The organism is Sphingomonas sp. (genome assembly GCF_032114135.1).
Classification (GTDB): Bacteria; Pseudomonadota; Alphaproteobacteria; order Sphingomonadales; family Sphingomonadaceae; genus Sphingomonas.
Window position 1 is genome coordinate 41,132 of record NZ_DAMCTA010000003.1, and the last position, 13,357, is coordinate 54,488.

Here is a 13,357-nt window from a genome sequence, read left to right on the forward strand (position 1 = left end):
AGAATGTCAAAGCCCCCCGCCGCTCGAAGAAAGCGGAGCAGCGCGCCGAAACGATGGAGCAGATCCTCGACGCGGCCGAATATCTCTTCTCCAAGCACGGGCTTTACGGAGTCACGCTGAAGGACGTCGCCAAGCGGGTCGGCGTCCACCACACGCTGCTCAACTATTATTTCGAGGACAAAGCCAAGCTGTTCCACGCGGTATTCGCGCGCCGTGCCGCCGTCACCAGCGAGCGGCGAATGCAGGCGCTGGACCGCTACGAAGCCGAATGCGCGGGCAAGCCCAGCGTGGAGGGGGCGCTGCGTGCCTTCCTCGATACCGATCTCGACCTGTACATCGAGGGCGGCGAGGCGTGGAAGAACTATGCCGCGCTGGGTGCCCAGGTCGCCAACACCCCGGAATGGGGTGCCGAGTTGATGGACGAGCATTTTGATCCGGTGGTGCTGCGCCTGATCGGCTTGCTCAAGCAGGCGTTGCCCGACTGCGCCGAGGAAAACATCTTCTGGGGCTATCATTTCGTCACCGGTGCGCTGATGCTCACGCTGGCGCGGACCGGCCGCATTGACAAGCTGTCGCACGGGCTGTGCAAGTCCGATGATTTCGTGGCGGTGAAGGAGCGGATGGCGTCATTCATGGCTGCCGGCTTCCTGAAGATTTGCAAGCGCGGCTGAAATCTATCATTCACTCTCTTGTTAGCGAACGTGTGGTGGGATAGCCTCGCTGCAACAGGAGAGGGGATAATCATGATGCTTGCGGATCGTGTGGCGATCGTAACCGGCGCCGGTGGAGGCCTGGGCCGCGAACATGCACTGTACCTCGCGCGGCAGGGCGCCAGGCTCGTCGTCAACGATGTTTCCGAACCGAATGCCGCTCGGGTCGCGGCTGAGATCGAGGCGGCGGGAGGCCAGGCACTGGCCGTCGCCGCCTCGGTTACCGACGAGGATGCCGTCTCGGCAATGGTCGGCGCGGCGCTCGGGCGCTGGGGCCGGATCGACATTCTGGTAAACAACGCGGGCATCCTCCGCGACAAGAGCTTCGCCAAGATGTCGATGGACGAGTTCAGGCTGGTCGTTGATGTGCACCTGATGGGTGCTGCGATCTGCTCCAAGGCGGTGTGGGAGCCGATGCGGGCACAGCGGCACGGCCGGATCGTCATGACGACCTCGTCTTCGGGGCTCTACGGCAATTTCGGGCAGGCGAACTATGGCGCTGCCAAAATGGCGCTGGTCGGGCTGATGCAGACGCTGGCGATCGAAGGCGAGAAATACGGCATTCGGGTCAACGCGCTGGCGCCCACTGCGGCAACGCAGATGACGCATGGCGTGCTATCCGAGGAAAGTCTGCAGCTGCTCGATCCAGCGCTGGTGAGCCCCGGTCTGCTTGCGCTGGTCGGCGAGGATGCGCCCAGCCGCACGATCCTCTGCGCGGGTGCCGGCCATTTCGCGGCAGCGCATGTCACCCTCACTCAGGGCATTCAGGTCGGCAGTGGCGATGCGGCGGGCTTGGCGGTTGTTCGGAACTGGGATGAGGTCACGCGGCGCGACGGCGAATGCGTGCCCAGCTATGGGTTCCTGCAAGCGGAGCGCGAAGTGGAAGCGGCTGGCTATGCGCGGGATGTTGCCGCAGCGGCCGCTCGCTGACCGGGCCCGTCGCGCCTTGTCCGGCGCTCAGGCGGGTTCCGCTTTGCTCGCGCGGATGCCTGCAACGGTCTTGCCGGTCCAGCGCCGGATCGCACGTCGCAGGTTCGCGCCGTCGCTAAAGCCTACCTTCCACGCAACATCGTCGACGCTCATCCGCGTCGTCTGGAGATATTCGATCGCCAATCGGCGCCGGACGTCGTCAACGATCCCGCCATAGCTCGAGTCCTCGGCGGCAAGGCGACGGCGGAGCGTCCGCTCCTGCAAGCCCAGATGCGCCGCGACCGTCTCCATGGAGGGAAACCGGCTGGGGGCGTTCAACAGGATCTGGTACACCTCGCCGGAGAGGCCCGAGGATGTCCTGGACTGGCCGATCAGCCGCTCGCAGGTTTCCTCCAGCATGATCCGGGTCAATCGATTGCCCAGCTCGGGCGTCTGCTCGAGAATGCCGATCCGATAATGAAGTTCGTTCGCCGCCGCGTCGTAGGTGCAGGGGCAGGAAAGCTCGCGTGCATCCTCCGCGGCATGCGCGTCCCGCGGCAAGGCGAAGAGCGCGCGAACCGGGAGATTGTCGGTCCCTGCGGTGTCGCGAATGTGCGTGAAGGTCATCTTCATCTGCTGCCGCACCAGGAAGGTGCGCACCTCGCTGCTCATCACCTCCCGATAGATCTCGCGGAACTGCCACACCGCCACATCGCCCTCCGCGCGCCATTCCAGCCGCACGGTCGGCGTGGCGAGGGGCTGGTAGCGGACGGCGAAATCGAAAAAGTCGCGCATCGTCGGCGAGCACATCAGCGCATAACCGTACATGCCGTAGGCGGAGAGATGCAGCCTGGCGCCGATCGCGAAGGCGTCGGCCGGCGCCGCGCCGGCCGCCACGATATTCTCGCAGGCGGCCAGATACTGGCCAATCGAGGTCAGCGTATGGGGATCGCGCACATCGGCCAGCGTCAGCCCGGTGCGCGCCAGCACCGTCTCCGCCGTCATGCCGCGCCGCGCCACCGCATCGATGACCGTCGCGATCTTGAACGGCGCGAAGATGCGCTGGTTGAGCAACGGAAACCCGGCCCGCCCGCTGCGCATCCGCGCGGCATCATCCTCCTCGGCCGGCATGCCAATCCCTCTCCATTTTCTGCCCGACATGTCCGCTAAAGACACAGCGATGTCCGCCGGTGCGCTTACCCGCCTGTCTTCCAGACCATAAGCAAGGGATCAAGCCGACAAAGTACGGCAGCGGCGAAGTCCGCATCCAAGAATAGCCCATGCGGGGAGAGGAAATGATGTCGTATCCAGCAGGATCTGCGCGTTCGCGCGCGCGTCTGTGCCGCCGGTCCGCACTCGTGGCGGTGATGCTCAGTCTGCCGGCGCTTGCGCATGCCCAGAGCACCGAAGCAGCACATCAGACCGAGGACAGCAGCGCCGAGGCCGAACCCGTGATCGTCGTCACCGGGACCAGCATCCGCGGCGTTCCGCCGACCGGATCGGGCCTGATCAGCGTGTCGCGGGAAGATGCCAAGATCATCGGCGCGGCGAGCACCCCCGAACTGCTCGCGACGGTGCCGCAGCTCAACAGTTTCAACACCGCCCCGCGCGTGAGCAATGGCGGTCTCGGCTCCTTCGCGCCCGGCCTGCGCGGCCTGCCGAGCGCGGCCACCCTGCCGCTGATGAACGGCCATCGCCTGATTTCCGGCAGCACCCAGCAGACCAGCCCGGACTATCCGTTCATCCCCGAACTGGCGATCGAACGGGTCGAGATCGTCGCCGACGGCGCCTCGGCGGTCTACGGGTCGGATGCCGTGGCCGGGGTGGTCAACTTCATCACCCGCACGCGCGTCTCCGGGCTGGAGGCAAATGTCCGCTATGGCATGGCGGACGATTACCACGCGTTCAATGCCGGGGCGATCACGGGCAAGGACTGGGGCAGCGGATCGATCGTCGCCGCCTATCAATATCAGGACAACAGCAACATCACCGGCGCGAACCGCGGCTATCGCTCGCTCGATTTCCGCACCGTCGGCGGTGTCGATACGCGCTCTACGGTGTGCCCCGACGCGAACGTCAATCTGTTCACCGGCACGATCTACGCCGCGCCCAGCCTAGCGCCGGGCATCAACACTTGCGATCCGCGCGGGGCAGTCGATCTGCTGCCGGAGAACCGCACGCACAGCGTGCTCGTATCGGGGCGACAGAAATTGTCGAGCCGCGTCACCGCCTGGGCCGATCTCCTCTATTCGGACCGTCGCGACATCGTGCAGGCAGCGCTGCCCGGGCAGACCTTCGTGCTGCTCACCGCCGCCAATCCCTTCTTCCGCGCGCCGCCGGGCACGAATACGCTCTTCGAATATGTCGACTTCCGGCCGGACCGGCTGGTCGGCGCCGACCATTTCGACCAGCGCTTCCGGGTGCGCGCCGGCAACGCGACCGCTGGGATCGACGTCGATCTGCCCGGCGACTTCAAGGCGACCGCCTTCGGCACGATCAACTGGTCCCGCAACGATACCTTCCAGCCCGGGATCAACACGACGGCGCTGACCGCTGCCGCAGCCGGCTCCACGACCGCCACGGCGCTCGATCCGTTCGGTACGCGAACGAACCCCGCCGTCGTGGCGGCGATCCTCGACAATCCGACCGATTTCACCAACCATCAGCGCCTCGAGATCGGCGCGGTGAAGATCGACGGCCCGCTTGCCAGCCTGCCCGGGGGCAAGCTCAAGGTGGCGCTGGGCGCCGAATATCGCCGCGAAACCTATACCCAGCGCGGATCGAGTGGCGGCGTCGGCTTCCCCGAAAACCTGGGGCGGAACGTCCAGTCGGTGTTCGGCGAACTCTTCGTGCCGTTGTTCGGCGAGGGCAACGCCGCGCCGCTCGCCCGCAGCCTCACCCTGTCGCTCTCGGGGCGCTACGATCACTATAGCGACTTCGGCTCGACCACCAATCCGAAATTGGGCGTCACCTGGGAGCCGATCGTCGGCGTGAACCTGCGCGGCAGCTATGGACGGTCGTTCCGCGCGCCCGGGCTGCGCGATCTCGGCTCGACCGTCGGCTCCTATTATTCCGCAGCGGCGCTGGTGGACGCGTTCGGCGCACGCGATCCGGCGCGCGGCGCGACCCAGGTCAACACCATCCTTCTGTACGGCGGCAACCGGACTCTGGAGCCCGAAACCGCGCGAACCTGGTCGCTCGGCGTCGACTTGCAGCCGAGGTTCGTGCCCAATCTGAGCGCCAGCGTTACCTTCTACGACATCAAATATGACGATGTGATTGCGACGCCTTCGGGGCTCGGCGCGCTGCTGTTCAGCGACCCCACCTTCGCCTCCCGGGTGGTCCGCAACCCCACGCCGGCGCAGGTGGGCGCGGCGATCGCCGATACCGTGCCCTTCTTCTACACCTTCGCGGCCGTCCCGACGATCGGCAACATCCTCGACCTGCGGCAGGGCAATTTCGGCGTCCGCAAGACCAGCGGCCTGGATTTCGACGTGCGGTACCGCCATGCCACCGGCTTCGGGACGATCTTCGGCGGCATCGCCGGCAACTACATCCTGAACTACACCAACCGCCTGTCGCCCACCTCGCCCGAAAGTGACTCGCTCGACGCGGGAATACCGCGGACCACGCTGCGCACCACGCTCGGGTTCACCGCCGGGCCGGTGACGTTCGTCAACTTCGTCAACCACCGCTCGGGCGTGACCGCATCCTATGCCACGCCCACCGGCTCGAGCCTCTATACGGCCGGTGGCTACACCACCGTCGACCTGCGCCTGACGGTGCGGTTGCCCGACGTTGCGTTCGCCAAACGGACCGAGCTCGCGCTGCAGGTGAACGACCTGTTCGACGCCACGCCGCCCTTCTTCCCCGGCACCGACGGCATCGGCGGCGCGTACAACCCCATCGGGCGCTATGCCGCGATGAGTCTGCGGACATCCTTCTAGCCCGCCCGAGCGGCGCTGCCGACCGCGCGCAGCGCCGCTCGCGATCTCACCAACAGCCAAGGTTTGCCACCTCGATGACCCCTCCCGGTACCAGCGTGCACGTCCCGGCTCCGATCCCGCAGATCCGCCTTTACCGCGACTGGCTGAAGGCGGCGCGGGGACGGGACTTCGCCACCTACGAGGATCTGCGCCGCTGGTCGGTCGACGATCTCGACGGGTTCTGGCGCAGCATCTGGGACTATGACGGCATCGAATCACCGACGCCGTTCGCCGCTGTCCTGACCGACGATCCCATGCCCGGCACGCGCTGGTTTGACGGGGCGCAGCTGAACTATGCGCGGCATGTGTTCCGCCATGCCGCCGCCGCGGACGCCGCGGACCAGCCGGCGATCATCGCCATGGACGAGAGCGGTGGCAGCGTCGCGATCGGATGGGGAGAATTGCGGCGGCAGGTGGCGTCGCTCGCGCTCACGCTCCGCGCACGCGGCATCGTGCCGGGCGACCGTGTCGCCGCCTATCTGCCCAACATTCCCGCGGCGGTGGTGGGGCTGCTCGCCTGCGCCAGCCTGGGCGCGATCTGGACCTTGTGCTCGCCCGACATGGGCACCGCTGCCGTGCTCGACCGCTGGCGCCAGACCGCGCCCAAGGCGCTGATCGCGATCGACGGCGTCTTCTATGCGGGCAAGGCGCTCGATCGGAGCGCCGCCGTGGCCGCCATTCGCGAACAGCTACCGTGCATCGAAACGGTCCTGCTTGTGTCCACCGGATGCGGCGCGAACGACGTGTCCGACGCCATCGACTTCGCCGCCGCAACGGCGCGCGAAGACGCGACCGTCGCGGCGTTCGAACCGCTATGGCTGCCGTTCGACCATCCGCTGTGGATCCTCTATTCGAGCGGCACGACCGGACTGCCCAAGGCGATCGTCCACGGCCATGGCGGCGTCGTGCTCGCGACCGCCGCAGGTCGGCTGCATTTCGACCTTGGCCCGAGCTACCAAGCCAACACGCGCGGGGATCGCTTCCACTGGTACAGCGCAAGCGGCTGGGTGATGTGGAACATCCAGGTTGGCGGGCTGCTCAGCGGCACGACGATCTGCCTGTTCGACGGCTCGCCGAGCGGTACCAAGGCCGATCCCGACTGGACACGGCTCTGGGACTTCGCAGTGCGCAGCGGCGTCACCTGGTTCGGCGCGGGCGCCGCCTTCTTCGGCCAGTGCCGCAAGGCAGGGACCGCGCTGGCGCGCATTCCCGGCCTGAGCCGAATCCGCGCGCTCGGCAGCACCGGATCGCCGCTGCCGCCCGATGTGCAACGCTGGGGAACGGCACAGTTCGCCGCCATCGGACGACCCGGCATCTGGTGGTGCAACGTCAGCGGGGGCACCGAGATCGCCGCCGCGTTCCTGGCCGGCAATCCCGAACTCCCCGACACGCCCGGCCGGCTGCAATGCCGCCATCTGGGTGCCGCGATCGAAGCCTGGGACGAGGCGGGCCGGCCGGTCATCGACACGGTGGGCGAGATGGTGTGCACACGTCCGTTTCCGAGCATGCCGCTCCATTTCTGGGGCGATGCGGACGGCAGTCGCTACCGCGATTCTTATTTCGCCGCATGGCCGGGCGTGTGGCGGCATGGGGACTGGCTGACGATCGTCAGCGACGGCAGCTGCACGATCTCGGGCCGCAGCGACGCGACGATCAATCGCCATGGGGTGCGCATGGGGACCGCGGAAATCTATGCCGCGGTCGAGCACCTGCCCGAGATCGCCGACACCATGATCATCGATGTCGAGGATGCGGAGGGCGACAGCCAGCTGCTCTTGTTCGTCGTACCCGCGAACCAGCCGGTCGACACGCGGATGGAAGCGGCGATCGCCGCAGCGATCCGCACCAGTCTGTCGCCCCGCTTCGTGCCCGATCTGCTGATCGCCGCGCCCGGGATCCCGCGCACGCTTTCCGGCAAGAAGCAGGAGCTTCCGATCAAGCGGCTGTTCGCCGGATGGGCTGCCGCCAAGGTGGTGCATGCCGACGCGACGGCCACGCCCGAGCTTCTGCCCTGGTACATCGAACAGGCGCAGCGCTGGCTACGCGAGCGTCGCTCCGGCGCCTCGTCTGACATGGGAGACGCATCATGAATGTCGGCGTTGTCGGCGCCGGACTGATGGGCGCGGAGATCGCGCTGGTCTTCGCCTTGGCCGGGCACGAGGTCCTGCTGCACGATGCCAGCGAGAGTGCGCTGGCCGGCGCCCTGGCTCGGCTGGGTGGTATCCTCGAGAAGGGTGTCGCGCGGCAGATCTACGCCGCCGATGTGGCTCAGGCTGCGCTTGCCCGGATCGTTCCGGTCGATGCCATTGCGGCAATGGCCGACTGCGCGATGGTCACCGAGGCGGTGTACGAGTCGCTCGACGCCAAAGCCGCGGTGTTGCGCGCTCTGGACGAAGCCTGCGCCCCGACGTGCATCCTTGCATCGAACACGTCGACGCTGCCGATTTCGACGCTGGCAGCGTTCCTGACGCCGGCGCGTCGGGCTCGCTTCCTCGGCACCCATTATTTCTCGCCCGTCTCGCGAATGACGCTGGTCGAGGTGATCCCCGGTTTCGCATCGGACGATGGAGTCGTGGACGAGGTCATCGCCGTGCTTGCCGGGCTCGGCAAGCAGCCCGTGCGGATCAAGGATGTTGCCGGCTTCGCGGTGAACCGGATGCTGCATGCGCTGCTGATCGAGGCGGTAAAGCTGGTCGAGGAGGGCGTGGCCACTCCGGCCGACCTGGACGTTGCATGTCGGCTGGGCCTGGGACATCCGATCGGCCCGTTCGCGCTGATGGACATCGTCACGTCGGACCTCTGCCTGCAGGTGCAGCAGATCCTGCACGATGCCTATGGTGAGCGCTTCCGCCCGCCGGCATTGCTCAAACAGCGCGTCGCCGCGGGCTATGGTGGCGGTACGAAGCGACCCGGCTGGCTGGCGACGGACCGGACATAGACGATGCTGGAGAGGAACAGCGGATGATCGACGCGCAAGCCATGGGGGCAGCGCCCGGCGGCGGCTCCACGCCGGTGCGGGGCGCGCGGATTACGCTTGCCATGCTGTGCTTCGTCTATGTGCTCAACTTCCTCGACCGGCAGCTGATCTCGATCCTGGCAAAGCCGATCCAGGAGGGGCTGGGCATCACCGACGGCCAGCTTGGCCTGCTCACCGGCTTCTATTTCGCGCTCTTCTATTGCTTCATCGCGATCCCGATCGGCTGGCTCGCCGATCGCACCAGCCGCGTGAAGGTGCTCGCTGCGGCCTGCGCCATCTGGAGCGCGGCGACCGCCGCCTGCGGCATGGCGGGCAGCTACCCGCAGCTCGTGGTGGCGCGGATGATGGTCGGCGTCGGCGAGGCCGGCGGCGTGCCGCCATCCTATGCGATCATCTCGGACAGCTTTCCGCGCACGCGGCGGACGACGGCGATGGCGATCTTCAATCTGGGCCCGCCGATCGGCTCGGCGCTCGGCGTTGCCTTCGGTGCCTCGCTGGCAGCCGCTTTCAACTGGCGCCTTCCCTTTTACGCGATCGGTGCGGTGGGCGTGGCGGCAGCGCTGTCGGTGTATTGGCTCGTCCGCGAGCCGCAGCGCGGCGCTACCGACGGTCGTCCTGGAGCTTCGGCGCCGACGCCGGTGCTCGAAAGCTTTGCCGCAACCATCGCGCGGTTCTTCCGCAATCCGCTGCTGCTGATGGCGTCGCTCGCCAGCGGCGCCGGCAACTTCATCACCTATGGCCTGCTCAATTTCACCGTGCTGTTCCTGATGCGCGAAAAGGGGATGACGCTGCAGGAAGTGGCGCTCTGGTATGCGCTCGTCGTCGGCATCGGGATGAGCGCGGGCATCTATGCCTCGGGGCGCATCGTCGATCGGTTCGCGCGGCGCAGCAAGACCGCCTACGCCAACGTGCCCGCCGCTTCCCTCGTCCTGGCGCTGCCCTTCTTCCTGGCCTTCACCTGGGCGCCGAGCTGGCAGGTCGCACTGGCCTTTCTGGCGGTGCCGATGTTCCTCAACTCCTTCTTCCTCTCGGCGACCGTCACTTTCGTCCAGAGTGAAGTGGCCCCTGAGCGCCGCGTCATCTCGGGTGCGCTGCTGCTCCTCGTGATGAACTTCATCGGCCTCGGCCTCGGACCGACCTATGTCGGCATCGCCAGCGACCTTTTCCGCCCCACCTATGGCGATCATGCCCTGCAGGCGGCCTATTTCGCGCTGGCGCCAATGTATCTCGTCGCCGCCGCGCTGTTCCTGTGGCTCGCGCGGCTGATCCGCCGATCATCCCCCGCCGGTGCAGCATGCGTCTAGCCGAAGCAACAGATCGGAATCGTTGGAGAGGATCATGAAACCCAAGCACTGCCTCGCCCTTCTAGCCGCGAGCGCGATCGGCGCGCTGGTCCCTCATCTTGCGTGGGCGGAAGCGGGTGATCCTCTCGCCGACGGCGGCATCCGCTGCGCGGCAATGATGCGCCTCAAGCTGCCCGACACGACCATCTTGAGCGCGGCCATGGTGCCCGCCAAGCCCACCGAGTCCACGGCCGCCGGCGACGTGCCCGGCTATCGAAGCTTTTGCCGCGTCGTCGCCCGTGTGCGCGCTGAACCCGGCTCGGATGTGGGGGTGGAGCTGTGGCTTCCCGCGCAGGGCTGGAACGGCGTGTTCCACGGCAATGGCAGCGGCGGGTTCGGCGGCAACTTCGTGCTGGGCTATCCGGGGATGGTCGAGGGGCTAAGGCGCGGCTTCGCGACGGCGACCACCGATACGGGTACCGCGCCCGCCACGCCGCTCGAGGGCGAGGCCCTCGCCGGTCAGCCGCGCAAGTGGCGCGACTGGGGGCGGCTTTCCACCCATGTGATGACCGTCGCCGGCAAGGCGATCACCAAGGCCTTCTACGGGAAGGCGCCACGGAAGGCGTACTACACCGGCTGCTCGACCGGCGGGCAGATGGGACTGATCGAGGCGCTCTACTATCCCGGCGACTATGACGGCATCCTGGTGGGCGCACCGGTGATGAACCGCACCTGGGGTCACGCCGCCGTTCTGTGGGACTATGCGGCGGCCAATCGCGCGCCGGGGCATCTGCTCTCCGACGCCAAGCTCAAGCTTCTCCACAAGACCGCGATCGCAAGCTGCTGGCGGCAGGGCCGCGGGCTGGCCGGCGACCCGTTCGTTTCCGATCCCTTGCGCTGCACGTTCGATCCACAGGTGCTGCTGTGCAACGGCGCGGCATCCGACACCTGCCTGACCGAGGGCGAGGTTGCCACCGCGCGCGCTTTCTATGCCGGCCCCACCGGCCGCGACGGCAAGCCCGCCTATTTCGGCTGGCTGCCGGGGAGCGAGATGCCGGGCACGTTCGGCTGGTCCTTTCTGCAAAAGCCGATCAACGGCCAGCCCCCCTTCGGCGCGCTGTTCCAATGGGTGTTCGGCCCCGACTGGGACTGGCGGCGCTTCGACGTTGACCGCGACATGCCAATTGTCGACACGCGGCTGGATCCCATTGTCAATGACGCGATGCAAGGAAGCCTCGAGGCATTTGCGGCCCGCGGCGGCAAGCTAATCGTGTTTCATGGCCTTGCCGACACGCTCGTCCCACCCGGGCAGTCGGTTGCCTTCTTCGATCGCCATGCCGAACAGATGGGCGGAGTCGCGAAGCTGGCCGGCATCGCGCGCCTGTTCCTGGTTCCCGGCATGATGCACTGCGGCGGCGGTACCGGACCGGTTGCCTTCAACACCGCGTCGGGCATCCCGCAGCGGCCGCCCTGCGACGACGCGCAGCACGACATGTTCTCGGCACTGATCGCTTGGAGGGAAGGAGGGGAGGCGCCCGCCAGGATCGTCGCGACACGATATTCCGATGACGATGGCGACGTGATCGCGATGCAGCGTCCGCTTTGCCCTTATCCGGCGCGGACCGTGTATCGGGGCACGGGATCTACTGCGGCGGCCGACAGCTTCCGGTGCGAAGTTTCTCAGCAGTGAGTAGATACTTCATGGCCGCGCCGTCAGGCATACTGCGATCAGGTGTCAGTGCGATGATCTCCGCATCGGCCAAGGGCGTGAGAAGCGGACCGACCCGCCCCGTTGTCTGCGCTGCGCCCACGGATGGCTTCCCGTAGCCCCTGCTGTTAAAGTCGTCTCGCACCCTAAAGCGAAATCTCAGTCTGACCAGATTGGCCCCCTTCGTCCTGGTCACCATCCGCACCCACTGCATGGGCTGGCGTGAGCAGCCCCTAGATTTCTGGATCCCTTGGATCCTAATTTTGAGGACAGGAGGCGACGAGCCGCCGCGGCAACTGCCATGACAACGCCGTCGCCGAAAGTTTCTTCTCCTCGCTCAAGCGGGAGCGCATCCGGCGTCGAACGTACAAAGCCCGCGAGGAAGCCCGGCAGGACGTGTTCGATTACATCGAGATGTTCTACAACCCGGTGCGCAAGCAGGTCAGGAAGTCAGGAACGGAATGCTGTCGCCCGTCCAGTTCGAACGGCAGCAGGTTCTGAAGGCGGAAGGTGTCTAGAAAACTGGGGGCTGCTCAGCTAGCCTCCAGGCGACGAGCCATTTCCATCGCATAGCAATGGGTGCAGCCCGCGCTGACAATATTGCAGCCAGCCACGGGGGTCCAGGTTGCGCCGGACCATTCAATCTGCGTCTCAGCCATTACGGCCTCGCCGAGTTTCGGCTGTGTCGCCGGCCTATATCGCAATCAGAACAAAATTGGAACGATATTGTCGTGTGCTCATGCCGCCTCGACTGCATGGGCCTGGATCTCGACGCCAAGGCGTTTGCGCACGGCGCCGAAGATCGCCGCGAGATTGTCCATGCTCGGGTTGCCGTTCTCGGACAACATCCGATGAAGGCTCTTGCTGGGCTTGTTGGTCTCAACGGCCAATGCCTCGAAACCGACCGACGCGTTGACCAGATCACGCAGGATCAACCGGGCCGTGTGCGGCTCGCCGTTGAGGAAAAGGGTTGCGGCCTCGTCGAGCAACGCCTTCGCAAAGGCAGGATCTCGGCTCGCGCGCTCCTTCACCGTCTCTTTGAAATTCCGAGTGAGAGCCACTGTCCTACCTCTTTGCCTTTTTCTGCGCAGCCTTCCGCGCCTTATATTCAGCCAGCAGATCGCTGGCGCGATCAATATCTGCCTGCTGCCGCCTTTTCGTTCCACCGGCGAACAGCACGATGAGTTCATTGCCGTCCTGGGTCAGATAGAGCCGATAGCCTGGTCCCCAATCGATTCGATATTCGCCAAGGCTGCCACCGATCCATTTGATGTTGGACGTATTGCCTAGCTCCATTCGCAACATTGCAGTCGCCACTTTCGTGGCCGCTTGCGCATCGAGCCCATCAAACCAAGAACGAAAGGGACAGGCGCCGTCCTCCTGAACATATTCCTCTATGACCACTTATCACCTCATGATGGTAACATAAACGTTACCATTCGTCTAGCGCCGTGTCGCCGTCAGCCCCGGACTGAGCGCATCAACAATCGTCGAATCGCAATGTCGATCGAGGACGCGTGAGATTCTGCTAGAGAATCAAACAGAAGGCTTTGCACAAAAGGCAGCCCAGTCGCGCATGAGCAGCCTTCGCTTGTCGAGGAAGTCTGTCCGGCGATAGGCGGCCTCGACCTTGTTCGAGACCGTGTGGGCGAGCGCCGCCTCTGCGATCTCGCCCGAATAGTCGGTCTGCTCCGCAACCCAATCACGGAATGCCGAGCGGAACCCGTGCACGGTCACCGCGAGATCCATGTCCCGTAGGATCTTGAGGAGGGTCATGTCCGAAA

Annotated in this window: 12 protein-coding genes and 1 pseudogene; 8 read left to right on the plus strand and 5 right to left on the minus strand. The window is 65.9% G+C overall.

Annotated features, from left to right (window positions below):
• Nucleotides 1-53 precede the first annotated feature (53 nt).
• Complete coding sequence (locus RT655_RS15960; protein WP_409530287.1) at nt 54-671, plus strand: TetR/AcrR family transcriptional regulator; 618 nt, start codon at nt 54-56, stop codon at nt 669-671.
• Between the two features lie 72 nt (nt 672-743).
• Nucleotides 744-1,640 carry an SDR family NAD(P)-dependent oxidoreductase gene (locus tag RT655_RS15965; protein WP_313538595.1) on the plus strand — a complete coding sequence of 299 codons (897 nt, stop codon included), beginning with the start codon at nt 744-746 and terminating at the stop codon, nt 1,638-1,640.
• 27 nt (nt 1,641-1,667) lie between these two features.
• Here RT655_RS15965 and RT655_RS15970 read toward each other — a convergent pair whose 3' ends face one another.
• Nucleotides 1,668-2,750 (minus strand): AraC family transcriptional regulator ligand-binding domain-containing protein, encoded by a 1,083-nt coding sequence (locus RT655_RS15970; protein ID WP_313538597.1) that lies wholly within the window; start codon nt 2,748-2,750, stop codon nt 1,668-1,670.
• Nucleotides 2,751-2,986: 236 nt separating this feature from the next.
• Here RT655_RS15970 and RT655_RS15975 point away from each other — a divergent pair, with 236 nt between their 5' ends.
• From RT655_RS15975 to RT655_RS16000, 6 genes and pseudogenes are all read left to right on the plus strand, one after another.
• Nucleotides 2,987-5,566 carry a TonB-dependent receptor domain-containing protein gene (locus RT655_RS15975; RefSeq protein WP_313538599.1) on the plus strand — a complete coding sequence of 860 codons (2,580 nt, stop codon included), beginning with the start codon at nt 2,987-2,989 and terminating at the stop codon, nt 5,564-5,566.
• A 74-nt stretch (nt 5,567-5,640) separates the two neighbouring features.
• A complete protein-coding gene (locus RT655_RS15980) occupies nt 5,641-7,695 on the plus strand; it encodes an acetoacetate--CoA ligase (RefSeq protein WP_313538600.1) in 2,055 nt (684 codons plus the stop codon).
• Nucleotides 7,692-8,543, plus strand: a complete 852-nt coding sequence (locus RT655_RS15985) for a 3-hydroxyacyl-CoA dehydrogenase family protein (RefSeq protein WP_313538602.1) — start codon at nt 7,692-7,694, stop codon at nt 8,541-8,543. The genes RT655_RS15980 and RT655_RS15985 overlap by 4 nt, the downstream gene beginning before the upstream one ends.
• A gap of 23 nt (nt 8,544-8,566) precedes the next feature.
• The gene (locus RT655_RS15990) at nt 8,567-9,886 is read left to right on the plus strand and encodes an MFS transporter (RefSeq protein ID WP_313538604.1); all 1,320 of its coding nucleotides are present in this window, start codon (nt 8,567-8,569) and stop codon (nt 9,884-9,886) included.
• Nucleotides 9,887-9,920: 34 nt separating this feature from the next.
• On the plus strand, nt 9,921-11,555 hold the full coding sequence (locus RT655_RS15995) for a tannase/feruloyl esterase family alpha/beta hydrolase (protein ID WP_313538606.1): 1,635 nt from the start codon (nt 9,921-9,923) through the stop codon (nt 11,553-11,555).
• Between the two features lie 300 nt (nt 11,556-11,855).
• A pseudogene (locus RT655_RS16000) lies at nt 11,856-12,091 on the plus strand (IS3 family transposase); the annotation flags it as partial.
• Between the two features lie 15 nt (nt 12,092-12,106).
• On the opposite strand, the gene RT655_RS16005 reads toward RT655_RS16000, so the two are convergent.
• The 4 genes from RT655_RS16005 to RT655_RS16020 form a co-directional block, all read right to left on the minus strand.
• Complete coding sequence (locus tag RT655_RS16005) at nt 12,107-12,232, minus strand: DUF5131 family protein (protein WP_313538608.1); 126 nt, start codon at nt 12,230-12,232, stop codon at nt 12,107-12,109.
• A gap of 78 nt (nt 12,233-12,310) precedes the next feature.
• Entirely contained in the window at nt 12,311-12,604 is a 294-nt protein-coding gene (locus RT655_RS16010; RefSeq protein ID WP_313538610.1) for a transcriptional regulator, read from the minus strand.
• Between the two features lie 34 nt (nt 12,605-12,638).
• Nucleotides 12,639-12,977 carry a type II toxin-antitoxin system RelE/ParE family toxin gene (locus RT655_RS16015; RefSeq protein ID WP_313538612.1) on the minus strand — a complete coding sequence of 113 codons (339 nt, stop codon included), beginning with the start codon at nt 12,975-12,977 and terminating at the stop codon, nt 12,639-12,641.
• Between the two features lie 132 nt (nt 12,978-13,109).
• Nucleotides 13,110-13,349: a hypothetical protein gene (locus RT655_RS16020; protein ID WP_313538614.1), complete on the minus strand. Its 240-nt coding sequence runs from the start codon at nt 13,347-13,349 to the stop codon at nt 13,110-13,112.
• Nucleotides 13,350-13,357 lie beyond the last annotated feature (8 nt).